The sequence below is a fragment of the Streptomyces daghestanicus genome (assembly GCF_020521275.1).
Taxonomy (GTDB): Bacteria; Actinomycetota; Actinomycetes; order Streptomycetales; family Streptomycetaceae; genus Streptomyces; species Streptomyces griseoviridis.
This window is the reverse complement of the sequence record NZ_BNDX01000010.1, coordinates 362,143-378,262: the sequence shown is the minus strand read 5'-3', so window position 1 is coordinate 378,262 and position 16,120 is coordinate 362,143. Positions and strand designations below refer to the sequence as shown.

Genomic DNA, 16,120 nt, shown 5'->3' with positions numbered 1-16,120 from the left:
CGAGCGCGCCTCCGCTCAGAGCGCGCGCGCCACCACGGGCCGGGGCCTCGCTACTCGCCGGGGTGGGCGAGCTCGATGTCGTGGCCGTCCGCGCCCTGGCCGCTCAGGGTCAGGGAGGTGGCCACCGGCGGGTAGCCCGTCGCGATGACGGTGTACTCGCCGCTGTCCAGGTCGGTGAAGGCGTACGCCCCGTCCGACCCGGTGGTGGCGGTGCCGACCACGTTGCCGGCCGCGTCGACCAGCGTCACGCGGGCGTCGGCCAGCGGGCCGTGCGGCGCCTTGACGGTGCCCTGCACGCGGGCGCCGGCCTCCAGGTCGACCTCGACCCGGGTGACCCCGGTGCCGCCGACCTCGACGGGCAGCGCGCGCGGCCGGAACCCGGCGGCGTTGACCGCCACGGTCACCGTGCCCGGCACCAGTTCGGCGAGGGTGAAGTCGCCGTCCTCGCCGGTGGACGCGGTGGCGAGCAGGTCGCCGCGGACGTCGGTCACGATGACCATCGCGTCCTTGACGGGCTCGCCGTTCGCCGCGGCCCGCACCAGGCCGGTCAGGCCGCTGGTGCCGCTGAGCAGCACGTCGTAGGCGACCGGTTCGTCGTTGACGACGATCGTCGACGCCTGCGGCTGGTAACCGTCGGCGGAGGCGATCAGGACGTACGATCCGGCGCCCGGCGCGTCCACCGCGTAGGAGCCGTCGGCCTGCGCGACCGAGCGGCCGAGCTGCCGTCCGCCGAGCGAGATCAGCGTCACCGCGGCCTGCGCCACGGGCGCGCTCTCGGCGCCGCGGACGTGACCGCGGACCGGGACGCCGCCGGAGACGGGGGCCGGGGCGGCACCGGAGCCGCCGGCCGCCGTGGCGACCGCGGCGAGCCGCTGGGTCCCGTCCGGGCCCGGCTCGGCGACGGAGGCGGCCACACCGGCCGGGACCTGCTCGGCGGCCGGGGCGGCAGCCGACGTGGTGGCCTCGGCGGCGGCCGGGGCGACCGGGGCGGTGGTCCGGCCGGTGGCCTCGGCGGCCTGGGCCAGGGCGCCCGTGGTGCGCAGCGGGACCTCCTTGATGAACAGCGTCACCAGCAGACCGAGGAACGCGATCGGCGCGACGATCAGGAAGATGTCGGCGATGCCGTGCCCGTAGGCGCTCTCCAGCCACTCGCGGATGCCCGGGGGCAGCAGGTCCATGTCCGGGATCGAGCCGCCGCCGGAGGCCTTGGCCGCCGCCGCCTGCTCCTGCGGGCTGAGCTGCCCGATGGTGTCGGAGGCGTAGTGGCTGATCCGGGTGGACATGATCGAGCCGAGCACGGAGACGCCGACCGCACCGCCGAGGGACCGGAAGAAGGTCACGGTGGAGGACGCGGCGCCCAGGTCGCTCGGGGCCACCTGGTTCTGCGTGCAGAGCACGAGGTTCTGCATCATCATGCCGACGCCCAGACCCATCAGCGCCATGAAGATCGCGATCCGCCAGTACGGGGTGTCGTACCGCATGGTGCTCAGCAGGCCGAGCCCGGCGGTCAGCAGGACGCCGCCGGAGACCAGCCACGCCTTCCACTTGCCGGTCCGGGTGATGATCAGGCCGGAGACCGTGGAGGAGACGAACAGGCCGCCGATCATCGGGATGGTCATGACGCCCGACATGGTCGGGGACTTGTCCCGGGCGAGCTGGAAGTACTGGCTGAAGTAGACGGTGCCCGCGAACATCGCGATACCGACGAACAGCGAGGCCAGCGACGCCAGCGAGATGGTGCGGTTCTTGAACAGGCGCAGCGGGATGATCGGCTCGCTGGCCTTGGTCTCGACGAAGCAGAAGATCAGCGCGAGGAGGACCGAGCCGCCGACCATGACACCGGTCTGCCACGACATCCAGTCGTACTTGTCGTCGGCGAAGGTGACCCAGAGGAGCAGCAGGCAGACGGCGGCGCTGATGAAGAAGGCACCGGCCCAGTCGACCTTGACCGTGCGCTTGACCACCGGCAGGTGCAGCGTCTTCTGGAGCACGATCAGCGCGATGACCGCGAAGGGCACGCCGACGTAGAGGCACCAGCGCCAGCCGAGCCAGCTGGTGTCGGTGATGACGCCGCCGAGCAGCGGGCCGCCGACGGTGGCGACGGCGAAGGTCGCGCCGAGGTAGCCGGAGTACCGGCCGCGCTCACGCGGGGAGATCATCGCGGCCATGATGATCTGGGCCAGGGCGGACAGACCGCCGGCGCCCAGACCCTGGATGACCCGCGCGCTGATCAGCATCGCCGGGTTCTGCGCGAGACCCGCGACGACCGATCCGACGACGTAGACGATCAGGGCTATCTGGACCAGGGCCTTCTTGCTGAAGAGGTCCGCGAGCTTGCCCCACAGGGGGGTGGAGGCGGTCATCGCCAGCAGCGAGGCCGTGACGACCCAGGTGTAGGCACTCTGGCCACCGCCCAGGTCCCCGATGATCTCGGGCAGGGCGTTGGTGACGATGGTCGAGGACAGGATGGCGGCGAACATGCCGAGCAGCAGCCCGGACAGCGCCTCCATGATCTGCCGGTGCGTCATCGGAGCGTCTCCCGAGGAGCCTCCCCCGTGCTTGGCATGAGCCCGCACACCGGCCGGTGTGGTCGTTGCCATGGACTTCCTTTACTTACGTGGTGATCGCGGGTGTACGGGTGGACTGCTCGGCCGGGTGCGGCGCGGCGGTCCGCGCCGGCGCCGACCGGCAGTCGTCGAAACTCGCCCTGAGCCGGGCCATGAGCCCCGCGAGCTGGCCGACCTCGTCGTCGGTCCAGTCGCCCAGGCGGTGGGCGAGCAGCTGTGTGGTCCGTTCGGACAGCTCGTCGAGCTGCGCCTGGCCCTCGGGCGTCAGACGCAGGATGCGCGAGCGCTTGTCGGCCGGATCGGGGGACCGTTCGATCCAACCCCGATCGGCGATGTGCGCGACATGGCGGCTGGTCACCGACATGTCCACGGAGAGCAGCTCCGCGAGCTTGCTCATGCGCATGTCGCCGTGGCGGCCGAGCAACGTCAGTACGGCGGCGGAGCCACCGGGGCAGTCGGCCGGCAGGATGCGGCCCAGCTCCCGCTTCACGGCGCCGAAGGCGCTGAACTGGCGGATCAGCTCCTCGTACTGCGCCTTTCCGGCCATCTGCACCTCCTGATTTGTTGCTTAGGGCAACCATAAGAGCTGATGGTTGCTGAAGGCAAATAAAGAAGGTAAGAGAGCACTAAAAGCTTGGCAAAGGCAAGTATTGCGAATGTAAACGCACTGGTGGCGGGGGTCGACCGGGGAGCGGCCCTCCGGGGCGGGCCTGCGGTTGGGGCTGCCCGCCGGATTCGCTAGTGTCTCGGCCCATGGCGAACAACCAGGGCCCCCAGGGCAATTACGACCCCGCAGGCAGCACCCAGATGTTCCGCGCGTTCGTCGACGAGGAGGGCCCGGCCACCCGGCCGACGGCCGCCGCCGGCTCCTCCGGCCCCCGCGTCGGTCTCATCGTCGGTGTCGTGGCCGTCATCGTGGTCGTCGCGGCGGTGGCCTGGCTCGCGCTGAGCTGACCACGCGCCCGCGGACCCGAACCGTACGGACGCGTACGCCCCCACCGTCCCCCCCCCGTCACCGCCGCGGCGCCCTCGGGCGCGCCCGCGGCGGTGCGGTCGTCCCGCGGCGGACGGCACCGGGCGGGTGGGCGTGCGGCTGCGCGGTCGGTACGTGGGCGATCGCCGCGGCGACCGGTTTACGGGCGTTCGATGCGGTGACCCGTACATGCGTGGTGTCCGCGTGGTGTCGGTCGCGGGCGGCCGGTGCGCGGGCGGACGGCGGAAACGGTTCGCCGGAGGGACCGCCGACGCGGGTACGACCGGCCGGCCGACGGTGACCGGCACAGTGGTCGGCGGGCGTGGCCATCGGTGAAGGAGGGCTCGGCCGAGGAGCGGTCGGCCGATACCGGGCGTGCGGTCGGGGTCAGTCGGCGATGAGTCCGTCGCGGAGCTGGGCCAGGGTCCGGGTCAGCAGCCGGGAGACGTGCATCTGCGAGATGCCGACCTCCTCGCCGATCTGTGACTGGGTCATGTTGGCGAAGAAGCGGAGCATGATGATCCGCCGTTCCCGGGGCGGCAGCTTGGCCAGCAGCGGCTTGAGCGACTCCCGGTACTCCACCCCTTCGAGGGCCGTGTCCTCATAACCCAGGCGGTCCGCCAGGGAGCCCTCGCCACCGTCGTCCTCCGGGGCCGGCGAGTCCAGCGAGGAGGCGGTGTACGCGTTGCCGACCGCGAGGCCGTCGACGACGTCCTCCTCCGACACCCCGAGCACGGTGGCCAGTTCGCCGACCGTGGGCGAGCGGTCCAGCTTCTGCGACAGCTCGTCGGACGCCTTGGTCAGGGCGAGGCGCAGCTCCTGGAGGCGGCGCGGCACCCGCACCGACCACGAGGTGTCCCGGAAGAACCGCTTGATCTCGCCGACGACGGTCGGCATCGCGAACGTCGGGAACTCCACGCCCCGTTCGCAGTCGAACCGGTCGATCGCCTTGATCAGGCCGATCGTGCCGACCTGGACGATGTCCTCCATCGGCTCGTTGCGCGAGCGGAAGCGCGCGGCGGCGTACCGCACCAGCGGGAGGTTCAGCTCGATCAGGGTGTCCCGGACGTAGGCCCGCTCCGGGCTGTCCTCGTCGAGCGCGGCGAGCCGCAGGAACAGGGAGCGGGACAGGGTGCGGGTGTCGATGGCCTCCGGCGCCGGGAGGGGCGGGAGAGCCGGGAGAGGCTGGGCCGGCACGGCATCGAGCGTTACGGCCTCGTCGATGGAGCCGAGCGCGTCGAGCGCGTCGGGCGCGGTCTCGCTCTCCACGAGCGCGAGCACCTTCGAGCTGCCCTGGTCTGCGGACATGCCACCCCCTTTGGGTCGCGGGACGGTCGTGGCCTGGCGCTCCCACTTCAGGAACGCAGCCTTCACCTGAATACCGGAGCCGGAGCCCCGGCAAACGCGTCTCACGCAGAATGTCACATGTCGGCAACACGCTGTAGTGACATGTCGACATGCGAGATGCGAAAACCCCCTGGAAACAGGGGGTCTGACGGCCTGTCGGGCCGAAAACCACGGCAAAGGGCCTGGTGGACGGTTCGTTCTCGCGGGTTATGGCCCGCTTGCGCTTGCGATTACGCGTCGATCCGGTTCGCGGACCTCAACCGCTGGAAGCTACGCGCCAGTAGCCGCGAGACGTGCATCTGGGAGACGCCGAGTTCCGCGCTGATCTGCGACTGGGTGAGATTACTGTAGTACCGCAGCAGCAGGATGCGCTGCTCCCGTTCGGGGAGCTGGACGAGGAGGTGCCGGACCAGGTCGCGGTGCTCGACGCCGTCGAGGGCGGGGTCCTCGTAGCCGAGCCGGTCCAGCAGGCCGGGCAGCCCGTCGCCCTCCTGCGCCGCCTCCAGCGAGGTGGCGTGGTACGACCGCCCCGCCTCGATGCAGGACAGCACCTCCTCCTCGCTGATGCGCAGCCTCTCGGCGATCTCGGCGGTGGTCGGGGAGCGCCCGAAGGCCGTCGTCAGGTCCTCGGTCGCGCTGTTCACCTGGACCCACAGCTCGTGCAGCCGGCGCGGTACGTGGACGGTGCGGACGTTGTCGCGGAAGTACCGCTTGATCTCGCCGACGACGGTCGGCATCGCGAAGGTCGGGAACTGCACGCCCCGGTCCGGGTCGAACCGGTCGATGGCGTTGATCAGGCCGATCGTGCCGACCTGGACGACGTCCTCCATCGGCTCGTTGCGGGAGCGGAAGCGGGCGGCGGCGTAGCGCACCAGCGGGAGGTTGGCCTCGATGAGCGCCGCGCGCACCCGGGTGTGCTCGCTGGAACCGGGTGTCAGCTCCTTCAGTTCGCCGAAGAGCACCTGGGTCAGGGCCCGGGTGTCGGCCCCCCGGCTGCTGCGCCGGGGCGCGGGCTGCGGGGCGGGTGCGGGGGCCGGGGCAGGGGCGGGGGCGGGAGCGGGGGAGTCGGCGGTCTCGGCGGTCTCGGCGGTCTCCTGGGGTCCCTGCGGCGGTGCTTGAGGCGCAGTACTGGCCGGCACGGTCAACTCCACCTCGTGATTCGTCGCGCTCATCCGTCAACTCATCCGTCAAAAGCGGTCATAGCATCACAAGACATGTGCACTGTGTGCAAGCACCGCATAAGGTCGTGTTGAGGTAGGAAAGGGCGCCAAGGTGGGTAAAACCGGCATGCGTCACAGAAGAAACCCCGCACCGGAGAGGTGCGGGGCAGGGGGCTCGGGCGCGGCCGCGGGCCGGCGGTCTAGAACTCGTAGTCGGCCATCACCCAGGTGGCGAACTCGCGCCAGAGCGTGACGCCGGCCTGGTGCGCCGGGTGCTCCAGGTAGCGCTTGAGGGCGTCGGTGTCGTCGACGGCGGAGTTGATGGCGAAGTCGTAGGCGATGGGGCGGTCGGTGATGTTCCAGGCGCATTCCCAGAACCGCAGCTCGTCGATCTGGTCGCCGAGGGCGCGGAACGCCTCGACGCCCTCGACCACCCGCGGGTCGTCGCGCCGGACGCCCTCGTCGAGCTTGAACAGAACCAGGTGCCGGATCATCACTGTCCTCCGTGGGCGACCCAGGACATGAAGTCGCCGATGGCCTTGGCGGCGTCGGAAATGCCCTCGAACCCTATCTGCACGTAGTCCGCGGCCTTGGCCGGGTCCGTGATGATCAGGTACAGCACGAAGACCACGACCACATAGACGGCGATCTTCTTCGCGTTCACCGCCACCGCGGCCTCCCCTGTCGCTGACATGCCTGCCGCCCGGCCGGCCGGCTGCTCCGCTGCCCGAGCGCTGCTCATGATCGCACGAAGGACCCCGCCGTACGACGGGGTCCTTCAAAGAGCGGTAGCGGAGGGATTTGAACCCTCGGTGACTTGCGCCACACTCGCTTTCGAGGCGAGCTCCTTCGGCCGCTCGGACACGCTACCGGGGGAGACTTTACAGCACGGTGCGGGGTGCTCCGTAATCGGTTCTCAGCGGTTGCGGAAGAAGGCGGTCAGCAGGTCCGCGCAGTCCGCCGCGAGCACGCCCTCGATCACCTCGGGGCGGTGGTTGAGCCGCCGGTCGCGGACGACGTCCCACAGGGAGCCGGCCGCGCCCGCCTTCTCGTCGCGGGCGCCGTAGACCACCCGGTCGACGCGGGACTGCACGAGGGCGCCCGCGCACATCACGCAGGGCTCCAGCGTGACGACGAGCGTGCAGCCGGTCAGCCGCCACGCGCCGAGCCGCTCGGCGGCCCGCCGCACCGCCAGGACCTCGGCGTGGGCGGTCGGGTCGCCGGTGGCCTCCCGCTCGTTGTGCCCGGCGGCGAGCACCTCGGTGCCGTCCGGGGACAGCACGACGGCGCCGACGGGGACGTCCCCGCCGACGGCGGCCCGGCGCGCCTCGTCCAGGGCGAGCCGCATCGCGGGCCGCCAGGGGTCGCGCACCGGGTCCGGCGACGGACGACGGCCGCCCGGTGCGGTCAGCGGACGGTCTCCAGTGTCTCCGAGGCGCCCAGCGACTCGGCGATCTCCATGAGCGCGTCCTCGGTCATCGACAGCAGCTCCTTCCTGCTCACGCCCAGGTCGTCCAGGACCCCGGCGTCCCCCACCGGGCCGTGCGGCACGGCGTCGGCGGCGGGGGTGTCCGCGGCGCCCCCGGGTTCCTCGTCGTCGGCGTCGCCGTCCTCGGTGCCGTCGAGGTCGAGGGCGTCGAGGTCGGGGACGTCGTCGGGTTCCCGGCCGAGCAGTTCATCGGTGAGCAGGATCTCGCCGTAGCTGCTGCGCGCGGCGGCAGCGGCGTCCGAGACGTAGATGCGGGGGTCCTCCTCGCCGTCCACGCGGACGACACCGAACCACCCGCCTTCCTGCTCGATCAGGACGAGGACGGTGTCCTCGTCGGGAGAGGCTTCCCGGGCCAGGTCGGCCAGATCCGACAGGGTCTCCACATCGTCCAGCTCCGTGTCGCTCGCTTCCCACCCGTCTTCGGTGCGCGCGAGCAGTGCGGCGAAGTACACCGTGACTCTCCCACTGGTCATAGGCGTGCCGGTCGGGGTTCCCCCCGGCGGAGGTCTCGGGCGGGCCAGGAGCGGTCTCCGAGCCCCACCCACTCGGAATCGTGGCAGAAACATGGCCGTCAGGGGACGTCTTCGGCTCCCTGTGTCCGGCCGTCCTGATCGTGGGCCCGCCCTGGACACCGTCCCGTCCACGAGCACGCCGGAACCGCGTCACGAGGGGCTCACCAGCACACTCGTCACCGCCACGTGCGGATCGTACGCGGCTTTTCCTCGGCGTCCGCGCACACCCGCGCCAGGGCAACACCGGCGCGGCGCCCGATCTTCCCCGGCGGCCGGACAACCCGGCCGGGCTACCAGCGGAAGGTCCGCATCCGCATCGCCCGCCGCAGCCGGGCGGTCCGGGCCCTGCGCGGCTGCACCCGGTCCCGCAGTTCCCGGGCCTCGCGCAGCTCCCGCAGGAACCGCTCCCGCCGCCGGCGCCGCTCGGCGTCCGCGTTCGGGGCGGGACCGGGATCGCGGGCCGGGTCCGGAGCCGGGTCCTGGGCCGGGGCCGGTGCGGGCGGCTGTTCGTCGGCCGCCGTCCGTTCCCGCGCCGGCGGGTTCTCGGCCGCGCGCCTCGTCCTCGTCCTCGTCCGCTGCGTATCCGTACGCCTCGCCTCCGTACGCTGCGTTCCTCCGCGCCTCGTCTCCGTGCGCGTCGTCGTTTCCTTGCGCCTCGTCGTCTCCGTCCGGCCCGGCGCCGTCGTCCGACTCGTCTCCGTCCGGTCCGTACGGTCCCTCCGGTCCGTACGGTCCGTCAGGCCCTTCTGGTCCGTCCGCGTCCGGCTCGTCTTCGTCCGGCTCGTCTCCGCTCGGTCCCGTTCCGTCCGGTCCCGATGCGCCGGGTCCGGTCCCGTCGCCGTTTCCTCGCCCCTGGAGGGCCTGTTGGGGATTGTCCGGTCAGGCACAGTCTCACCACCCCGCGTTCGTCCTTTCCGTCTTCCCCCGTAAGGGCGGTCCGACGCGGGCGAGTGGGCGGAGTGCGGCGGCGGGGCGTTCGCACGGGCGCGGGGACGCCGGTGTCACGGGGCCCGGTTACTGTGGGGGACATGCGTCTCCACGTCGTCGACCACCCCTTGGTCGCCCACAAGCTCACCACGCTGCGCGACCGCCGCACCGACTCCGCGACCTTCCGTCGCCTCGCCGACGAGCTGGTCACCCTGCTCGCCTACGAGGCCACCCGTGACGTGCGGACCGAACAGGTCGACATCCAGACGCCGGTCGAGCGGACCACGGGCGTCAAGCTGTCCCACCCGCGCCCGCTGGTGGTGCCGATCCTGCGGGCCGGGCTCGGCATGCTCGACGGCATGGTCCGGCTGCTGCCGACCGCCGAGGTCGGCTTCCTTGGCATGGTGCGCAACGAGGAGACCCTCCAGGCCAGCACGTACGCCACCCGCATGCCCGACGACCTCTCCGGCCGCCAGGTGTACGTGCTGGACCCGATGCTGGCCACCGGCGGCACCCTGGTCGCCGCGATCAAGGAGCTGATCCGGCGCGGCGCCGACGACGTGACCGCCGTCGTGCTGCTCGCCGCGCCCGAGGGCGTCGAGGTGATGGAGCGCGAGCTGGCCGGCACCCCGGTGACGGTCGTGACCGCCTCGGTCGACCAGCGGCTCAACGAGCAGGGGTACATCGTGCCGGGCCTCGGCGACGCGGGCGACCGCATGTACGGCGCGGCCGAGTAACGCGGGACCCGGTCGGCGCCGGCCCGCTCAGCAGCCCTTCCCGCCGTTCCCGGCGCTGGCGGCGGGCTCGGGCGAGCCGAGCGCGGCCAGCGCCCTGTCCGCCCCGGCCTTCTTCGCCAGGCCCTTGAAGTCGTCCCCGATGATCAGGTCGACGGCGGCGCCCTTGCGGCCGGCGTCGGTGCGCCGCTCGGCGGCCGGGAGCTGGGTGCCGAGCACGGGCAGCGTGGTCCTCAGGGCCGCGGCGGGACCGAGCAGGAGGCCGGTGCCGTCGACCTTCTTGTCGTACTCCGCGGGCGCGTTGCCCACGTCGCCGATGCGGAAGCCGCGCTTCTTCAGTTCGTCGGCGGTCTCCTTGGCGAGGCCGCTGCGGGTCGTGGCGTTCAGGACGTTGACCGTGATCCCGCCGGGTTCCGGTACGGTCACGGGGGACGGCGAAACGTTCGTGCCGACGGTGTCGGCCGGGGTGCAGCGGCGGGCCGTGCCGGACCCGGCGGCGGACGCCTCGTCGCCGCCGGTGAAGACGTCGACGAGCTGCCAGGTGCCCCAGCCGAGCAGACCGAGGACGGCGACGCCGGCCACGGAGAGGGTGGCGAGCCTGCCGCGCCGCCGGGGAGGCCGCATCCGCGGGTACTTGTCACCCGTGATCCGGTATTTTCCGCCCATGCCGGGGGGAGTCAGCATGCTCATGCACGCAGCGTAGTGCGCCCGAGCGGCAATGCCTACTAGATGATCATTCGACGCCGCGGGCGGTATCGGAATGCAACCCGGACGGGTCAGGGGACGCCTGTCGGGGTGTCAGCCGGGGGTCACCGAGGCGGATGTCAGTCGAGTTCGAGGACGCGGGCGTGGAGTACCTGGCGCTGCTGGAGCGCGGCGCGTACCGCGCGGTGCAGGCCGTCCTCCAGATAGAGGTCGCCCTGCCACTTCACGACGTGCGCGAAGAGGTCGCCGTAGAAGGTGGAGTCCTCGGCGAGGAGGGTCTCCAGGTCGAGCTGGCCCTTGGTCGTCACGAGCTGATCGAGGCGGACCGGGCGCGGCGCGACGTCCGCCCACTGCCGGGTGCTCTCCCGGCCGTGGTCGGGGTACGGCCGGCCGTTTCCGATGCGCTTGAAGATCACACGGAAAGCCTACCGGCCCAGACGTTCCGGGCGCAGCCATGGAGGCGGAGTGCGGGACGGAAAAAGAAGGAGCAAAGAGGGGGGAAACGCGGAAACGGGGACATCGGCCGCCCCTCCTTCGCACCGGCCGCCCCCGCGCCCGCCCTCCCGGTTCCCCCGTCCGCCCTCCCGGTTCCCGCGCCCGCCCTCCCGGTTCCCGTCCCCTTTCTCTTGTGTCCGGCCGCCGCGCCCCGCCGTCTCGGGGGTCAGCCGCGTCCGGGCTCGCGTGCGGGTTGCTGCCGCTTCGCCGGGGTCGCCGGAGCGGGCCGCCCGGGGGCGGGTTCGGGGGCGGGGCCGGCGGTGGTGCGGGCGGCCTCCGCGCGCAGGAGGGCGCGCAGAACGGCGTAAGGGTCTCTGGGCATGGGGTCTCCCTGTTCCGTGAGTCGGGTCCGTGCGGGGCGCCGGGTGGTCCGGCCGAGTCGCGTACGGCCGGGACCGGCCCCGTCAGCAGCGCAGGACCACGCAGCGCGGAACGGGAGGGCGGGCAGGAGGAAAGGGCCAGGAGGGAGCGGGCGGCGGCACGACGGCGGCGGGCCGGTGCCGGACGCCCGGCGGTGGCGCGGGCCGCCGTGGCGCGCAGGGGCGCCGGGTCGCACGGGCCGGGACGCGCGGGGCGGTGTCGAGCAGGTCGTACTCCGCCGCCGTACCGCCGCTCCCGGCGTCCGCGGCGATCGGGGCGGACGGCGGCACCGACGCCTGCGCGTGCGCCCCGGGCACGAACAGGGCGAGCAGCAGGACCAGCACCCGCGTCGCACGCGGGCACCGCGCACGGCGCGTACGGGAGCCGCCCGGAGACTCGGCCATGCTCCATGCTGTGGACGGCCGCGCGGCAGCCGCATCCCGGAGTGGTCCGGTCGGGGCGCCCGTCCCCTCCTACTGCTTGGCCTTGGCCGCCTTCGCCGCCGCCTTCATCTCCTGCTTGTGCGCGCGGACCTTGGCCAGTGACTCAGGGCCCGTGATGTCGGCGACCGAACGGAAGGACCCGTCCTCGCCGTACGGGCCCGCCGCCTCCCGCCAGCCCTCCGGCCGCACCCCGAGCCGCTTGCCGAGCAGGGCGAGGAAGATCTGGGCCTTCTGCTTGCCGAAGCCCGGCAGCTCCTGGAGGCGCTTCACCAGCTCGCGGCCGGAGGCGGCGTCGCGCCAGACGGCCTCGGCGGCACCGTCGTAGTGCTCCACGAGGTACCGGCAGAGCTGCTGGACACGGCCGGCCATCGACCCCGGGTAGCGGTGCACGGCCGGCTTCGCTGCGAGCAGGGCCGCGAACTCCTCCGGGTCGTACGCGGCGATGTCGTGCGCGTCCAGGTCGTCCGCGCCCATCCGGCGGGCGATGGTGGCGGGGCCCTTGAACGCCCACTCCATCGGGATCTGCTGGTCCAGCAGCATCCCGATCAGCGCGGCGAGCGGACTGCGGCCGAGCAGTTCGTCGGCCTCGGGGTCCTGGGCGAGGTGCAGGGTGACGTCCATGCCCCGATGATCGCGCGCCGGCCGGCGGGCCGCGCGCCGGTACGGGGGCGGCGTACGGTCCCGCTCCGGGCGACAGCCGTGCTGCGCGCCGCCGTCGAGGAGACGGCCGCCCGCGTACCCTTCGGCGGATGAGGCAGATGAGTCCGCCGACCCCCGAGGAGCTCGTCGCGCACTACGGGCTGGAGCCGATCCCGCGCGAGGGCGGCCTGTTCCGGCGCACCTGGGCCGGACCCGAACGCTCCGACGGCCGCCCGGCGGGCACCGCGATCGTCGCGCTGCTGACCGCCCGCCCCGGCGACTTCTCCGCCCTGCACCGCCTGACCGCCGACGAGATCTGGCACCACTACCTCGGCGACCCCCTCGACCTGCTCCTCCTCGCCCCCGACGGCACCGCCCGTACGGCGGTCCTGGGACCGGACGTCCTGGGCGGCCAGCACGTCCAGCTCACCGTCCCGGCCGGCACCTGGATGGGCGGCCGGGTCGGGCCGGGTGGCGCCTGGACACTCTTCGGCTGCACGATGGCCCCCGGCTTCACCGCCGCGGACTACGAGCACGGCGACGCGGACGAGCTGACGGCTCGCTACCCGGCCGAAGCGGCCCGGATCATGGAACTGTGCCGCCCATGAGCCTCCTTGACGGACAGACAGCCCTGGTCACCGGCGCGGGCGGCGGCATCGGCCGGGGCATCGCCCTGCGCCTGGCGCAGGAGGGCGCGGCGGTCGCGGTGCACTGCCGTACGTCGGTGGCGGCGGCCGGCGACGTCGTGGACCTGGTGCGCGGGCGCGGGGGCCGGGCGGTGGTGCTGCGGGCCGACCTCACCGACGAGGACGCCTGCCGGAACCTGGTCGAGGAGGCCGCCGACTGGGGCGGCGGACGGCTGGACGCGCTGGTCAACAACGCGGCCGTCCAGCCGGTGCGCGCCCTGCCCGGGATGCCGGCCGCCGCGTGGCGGTCGGTGGTGGACACCGACCTGACCAGCGTCTTCGCGTGCACGCAGGCGGCGGCGGAGGTGATGCGCCGCACCGGCACCGGCGGCACCGTCACCCACATCGCCTCGATCGAGGCCCGCGCCCCCGCCCCCGGGCACGCCCACTACGGCGCCGCCAAGGCGGCGGTCGTGACACACGCCCGCGCGGCGGCCCTGGAGTACGGCCCGTGGGGCATCCGCGTCAACACCGTCTCCCCCGGCCTCACCGACCGGGCCGGTCTGACCGAGTCCTGGCCCGAGGGTGTACGACGCTGGCTCGCGGCGGCGCCCGCCGGCCGGCTCGGACGCCCCGAGGACATCGGCGACGCCTGCGTGTTCCTCGCCTCCCCGCTGGCCTCCTTCATCACCGGCCACGACCTGGTGGTGGACGGGGGAGTCTCGGCCCGGCCGTCCTGGTGACGTGTCCGCCCGCCGGGCCGTCCTGCGACCCGTGCCGTCGATCCCGTGCCCGTCGATCCCGTCGTCGGACCTGTCCTGCCGGCCCGTCCCGGTGAGCGCGGCGCCGCCGCGTCCGTCACCACGATCCCCTTCGACGTCGGCACCCCGGGCGGCCGGGGCGCCGTCCAGGTCACCCTGGACCCGGGCCGCACCGGCGACAACACGGTCCGGGCCGTCGTCCTCGACGCCGACGGCGCCCTGACCGCCGTACCCGGGCTCCCCCTCTCCTTCACTCTCCCCGGCACTCTCCCCGACCGGGACGCCGGCCCGATCGACGCGGGACTTGTCGACCGGGGCGGCTACTGGAGCACCAGCTCCCTCACCCTCCCCCTCCCGGGCGCCTGGACGGTCCGGGCGACGGTCCGCACCTCCGGCCTGGACCAGACGACGGCGACCCGCCCGGCCCGGACCGGACGATGACCCGCCCGTGATCCAGCTCACGCGGAACCGTTCCCTCGCTCCGGAGAGACCAGGGTGTGAGGTGCGGACACGAGCGGGACCTGAGCGACGGACATGAGCGACGGGCGATGAGCGACGGACATGAGTGAGCGCCTGCGCGCGCGCATCCGGGCGGGCGACCGGGACGCCTTCGCGGAGCTGTACGAGGAGTACGCGCGCCCCGTCTACAACTACGCCTACCGGCTGACCGGTGACTGGTCGACCGCGGAGGAGGTGATGGGGGACACCTTCCTGGAGGCCTGGCGCGGCCGGACCCGGCTCGACCCGGACCGCGGCGCGCTCGGGCCGTGGCTGCTGGGCATCGCGACGAACAAGGCCCGCAACGCCAACCGCGGCACCGGCCGGCGGCTGGCCTTCCTGGCCCGCCGCCCGGCGCCGGAACCGGTGGCCGACTTCGCCGAGGAGAGCGCCGGACGCCTCGACGACGCCCGCCGGCTGGCCGCCGTACGCCAGGTCCTCGGACGGCTGCGGCGTACGGAACGCGAGGTGCTGGCCCTGTGCGTCTGGTCCGGCCTCGACTACCCGCAGGCCGCCGAGGCCCTGGGCGTCCCGGTCGGCACCGTGCGGTCCCGGCTGTCCCGGGCCCGCGCCAGGCTGCGCCGCCTGACCGACCGGTATCTGGAGGAGGAGCGGCGCGGGCCGCCCGGGACGGCCCGCGCCCGGAAGCCGGCGGTGGACCCGGAACTCCCCCACCGCCACGGAGAGATACCCGGTGAGACCGCGTTCGCGGCTCTGCCGACAGCCCAGCGGACGAAGGAGGCACCCCGATGAACGCCACCGGTAACGGACCCGACCGGGCCCCCCGCCACCACGGCGCCGAGGGGGCCGGCCGGGAGGAGACGGACCGCGACCCGCTGCTCCGCCTCCTGCCGCCCCCGCCCGAACGGGACCTCTCCGCCGAGCGGCACTTCCACCACAAGGACCGCCTGATGCACCTCATCGACAACGACCGTGCCCGTGAGCCCCGCCCGTCCCGGTCCCGCCCGTTCCTGCGCCGCCCGGCGCTGTGGACCCCGCTGGCGGCCACCGCCCTGGCGGGCGTCCTCGCCGTCACGCTCACCACCACCGGCGACGACCGCCCCACCCCGCCGGGCGGCGGCGCGGCCGTCCTGCTCCAGCAGGTCGCCGAGGTGGCGGCCCGGACCGAGGCCACCGCCGTCCGCGACGACCAGTACGTCTACGTCAAGAGCCTGAGCGCCGGTGCGGAGCTTGAGGAGGACGGCACCTACCGGGCGGCGGGCGAGCCGGCCGAACGGGAGGTGTGGTGGTCCCAGGACCCCGCTCCCGCGAAGACGGTCGGCCTGATCCACGAGAACGGCTCCTACTTCCCCGTCAACGAACTGGTCCCGCCCGGCTCCGAGGGCGTCCCCGCCGGCCTCGACCGCCCCACCTACACCTGGCTCTCCACCCTCCCCACCGACCCCGACCGACTCCTCGAGCGCCTGTACGACCTGACCGACCCGGACGACGGCCAGGAAAAGGCCCAGGCCGTCTTCGACACCATCGGCGACCTGCTCTCCGAGACGTACATGCCCCCACGCAACGCCGCCGCCCTCTACCGGGCCGCCGCGAAGATCCCCGGCGTGACCAGGGAGACGGACGCCGAGGACGCGGCGGGCCGGCACGGCTACGGCATCCGCCGCACCGACACCCGCGCCGCCACCGCCACCGAGTGGGTCTTCGCCCCCGACACCCTCATCTACCTCGGCGAACGCACCTACCTCACCCGCGACACGACGTCCGGCAAGGCAGGCCAGACCCTGGAGGAGAACGCGGTCCTGACCCGGGGTGTGGTGGACGCCTACCGGGCCCGCCCGGACTCGCCCACCGACCCGGCGTGACCCGCCCCACACCCTGAAAGGCCCCGACCCCTGCCCGGTCGGGGCCTTTTCGGCCCCCAAC

20 protein-coding genes and 1 tRNA gene are annotated in these 16,120 nt (G+C 73.2%); 7 read left to right on the top strand and 14 right to left on the bottom strand.

The features are described from left to right. Positions 1 to 50: 50 nt before the first annotated feature. Positions 51 to 2,528 (bottom strand): MFS transporter, encoded by a 2,478-nt coding sequence (locus tag Sdagh_RS20750; protein WP_504967635.1) that lies wholly within the window; start codon positions 2,526 to 2,528, stop codon positions 51 to 53. Between the two features lie 85 nt (positions 2,529 to 2,613). Further along, positions 2,614 to 3,114, bottom strand: coding sequence for a MarR family winged helix-turn-helix transcriptional regulator (locus Sdagh_RS20745; RefSeq protein ID WP_189417064.1), 501 nt, complete (start codon positions 3,112 to 3,114; stop codon positions 2,614 to 2,616). Positions 3,115 to 3,320: 206 nt separating this feature from the next. Between Sdagh_RS20745 and Sdagh_RS20740 the strand changes: the two genes are divergently transcribed. After that, complete coding sequence (locus Sdagh_RS20740; protein ID WP_189417066.1) at positions 3,321 to 3,521, top strand: hypothetical protein; 201 nt, start codon at positions 3,321 to 3,323, stop codon at positions 3,519 to 3,521. Between the two features lie 406 nt (positions 3,522 to 3,927). On the opposite strand, the gene Sdagh_RS20735 is transcribed toward Sdagh_RS20740, so the two are convergent. The 7 genes from Sdagh_RS20735 to Sdagh_RS20705 form a co-directional block, all read right to left on the bottom strand. After that, the gene (locus Sdagh_RS20735) at positions 3,928 to 4,848 is read right to left on the bottom strand and encodes an RNA polymerase sigma factor SigF (protein ID WP_189417068.1); all 921 of its coding nucleotides are present in this window, start codon (positions 4,846 to 4,848) and stop codon (positions 3,928 to 3,930) included. 269 nt (positions 4,849 to 5,117) lie between these two features. Continuing rightward, positions 5,118 to 6,059 carry an RNA polymerase sigma factor SigF gene (locus tag Sdagh_RS20730; RefSeq protein WP_190076894.1) on the bottom strand — a complete coding sequence of 314 codons (942 nt, stop codon included), beginning with the start codon at positions 6,057 to 6,059 and terminating at the stop codon, positions 5,118 to 5,120. 188 nt (positions 6,060 to 6,247) lie between these two features. Continuing rightward, positions 6,248 to 6,541: a Dabb family protein gene (locus tag Sdagh_RS20725; RefSeq protein ID WP_190076893.1), complete on the bottom strand. Its 294-nt coding sequence runs from the start codon at positions 6,539 to 6,541 to the stop codon at positions 6,248 to 6,250. Next, positions 6,541 to 6,741, bottom strand: coding sequence for a hypothetical protein (locus Sdagh_RS20720; RefSeq protein WP_189417307.1), 201 nt, complete (start codon positions 6,739 to 6,741; stop codon positions 6,541 to 6,543). Before Sdagh_RS20720 ends, Sdagh_RS20725 begins: the two co-directional genes overlap by 1 nt. A gap of 92 nt (positions 6,742 to 6,833) precedes the next feature. Then, positions 6,834 to 6,918 (bottom strand) — tRNA-Ser (locus Sdagh_RS20715). A 45-nt stretch (positions 6,919 to 6,963) separates the two neighbouring features. Beyond that, a complete protein-coding gene (gene tadA / locus Sdagh_RS20710; RefSeq protein WP_226535550.1) occupies positions 6,964 to 7,395 on the bottom strand; it encodes a tRNA adenosine(34) deaminase TadA in 432 nt (143 codons plus the stop codon). 59 nt (positions 7,396 to 7,454) lie between these two features. Then, positions 7,455 to 7,988, bottom strand: coding sequence for a tRNA adenosine deaminase-associated protein (locus Sdagh_RS20705; RefSeq protein WP_189417243.1), 534 nt, complete (start codon positions 7,986 to 7,988; stop codon positions 7,455 to 7,457). A gap of 1,088 nt (positions 7,989 to 9,076) precedes the next feature. Here Sdagh_RS20705 and upp point away from each other — a divergent pair. Continuing rightward, positions 9,077 to 9,712, top strand: coding sequence for a uracil phosphoribosyltransferase (gene upp, locus Sdagh_RS20700; RefSeq protein WP_189417078.1), 636 nt, complete (start codon positions 9,077 to 9,079; stop codon positions 9,710 to 9,712). 27 nt (positions 9,713 to 9,739) lie between these two features. On the opposite strand, the gene Sdagh_RS20695 is transcribed toward upp, so the two are convergent. From Sdagh_RS20695 to Sdagh_RS20675, 5 genes are all read right to left on the bottom strand, one after another. After that, positions 9,740 to 10,375 (bottom strand): LytR C-terminal domain-containing protein, encoded by a 636-nt coding sequence (locus Sdagh_RS20695; RefSeq protein WP_190076939.1) that lies wholly within the window; start codon positions 10,373 to 10,375, stop codon positions 9,740 to 9,742. A 158-nt stretch (positions 10,376 to 10,533) separates the two neighbouring features. Beyond that, positions 10,534 to 10,830, bottom strand: a complete 297-nt coding sequence (locus Sdagh_RS20690) for a type II toxin-antitoxin system VapB family antitoxin (protein WP_003999914.1) — start codon at positions 10,828 to 10,830, stop codon at positions 10,534 to 10,536. Between the two features lie 245 nt (positions 10,831 to 11,075). Continuing rightward, positions 11,076 to 11,231, bottom strand: coding sequence for a hypothetical protein (locus Sdagh_RS20685; RefSeq protein ID WP_190076892.1), 156 nt, complete (start codon positions 11,229 to 11,231; stop codon positions 11,076 to 11,078). An 82-nt stretch (positions 11,232 to 11,313) separates the two neighbouring features. Next, positions 11,314 to 11,673 carry a hypothetical protein gene (locus Sdagh_RS20680; protein WP_190076891.1) on the bottom strand — a complete coding sequence of 120 codons (360 nt, stop codon included), beginning with the start codon at positions 11,671 to 11,673 and terminating at the stop codon, positions 11,314 to 11,316. Positions 11,674 to 11,742: 69 nt separating this feature from the next. After that, positions 11,743 to 12,333, bottom strand: a complete 591-nt coding sequence (locus tag Sdagh_RS20675) for an HhH-GPD-type base excision DNA repair protein (protein ID WP_189417085.1) — start codon at positions 12,331 to 12,333, stop codon at positions 11,743 to 11,745. A gap of 128 nt (positions 12,334 to 12,461) precedes the next feature. Between Sdagh_RS20675 and Sdagh_RS20670 the strand changes: the two genes are divergently transcribed. The 5 genes from Sdagh_RS20670 to Sdagh_RS20650 all read left to right on the top strand — a co-directional run bounded on the left by Sdagh_RS20670 (position 12,462) and on the right by Sdagh_RS20650 (position 16,059). Continuing rightward, positions 12,462 to 12,959, top strand: coding sequence for a cupin domain-containing protein (locus tag Sdagh_RS20670; RefSeq protein WP_372478459.1), 498 nt, complete (start codon positions 12,462 to 12,464; stop codon positions 12,957 to 12,959). Continuing rightward, positions 12,956 to 13,720 carry an SDR family NAD(P)-dependent oxidoreductase gene (locus Sdagh_RS20665; protein ID WP_190076890.1) on the top strand — a complete coding sequence of 255 codons (765 nt, stop codon included), beginning with the start codon at positions 12,956 to 12,958 and terminating at the stop codon, positions 13,718 to 13,720. Before Sdagh_RS20670 ends, Sdagh_RS20665 begins: the two co-directional genes overlap by 4 nt. A 45-nt stretch (positions 13,721 to 13,765) precedes the next feature. Continuing rightward, positions 13,766 to 14,179 carry a hypothetical protein gene (locus Sdagh_RS20660; protein WP_370594902.1) on the top strand — a complete coding sequence of 138 codons (414 nt, stop codon included), beginning with the start codon at positions 13,766 to 13,768 and terminating at the stop codon, positions 14,177 to 14,179. A gap of 120 nt (positions 14,180 to 14,299) precedes the next feature. Next, positions 14,300 to 14,989, top strand: coding sequence for an RNA polymerase sigma factor (locus tag Sdagh_RS20655; protein WP_189417090.1), 690 nt, complete (start codon positions 14,300 to 14,302; stop codon positions 14,987 to 14,989). Further along, positions 14,986 to 16,059, top strand: coding sequence for a CU044_5270 family protein (locus Sdagh_RS20650; RefSeq protein ID WP_189417092.1), 1,074 nt, complete (start codon positions 14,986 to 14,988; stop codon positions 16,057 to 16,059). The genes Sdagh_RS20655 and Sdagh_RS20650 overlap by 4 nt, the downstream gene beginning before the upstream one ends. Positions 16,060 to 16,120 lie beyond the last annotated feature (61 nt).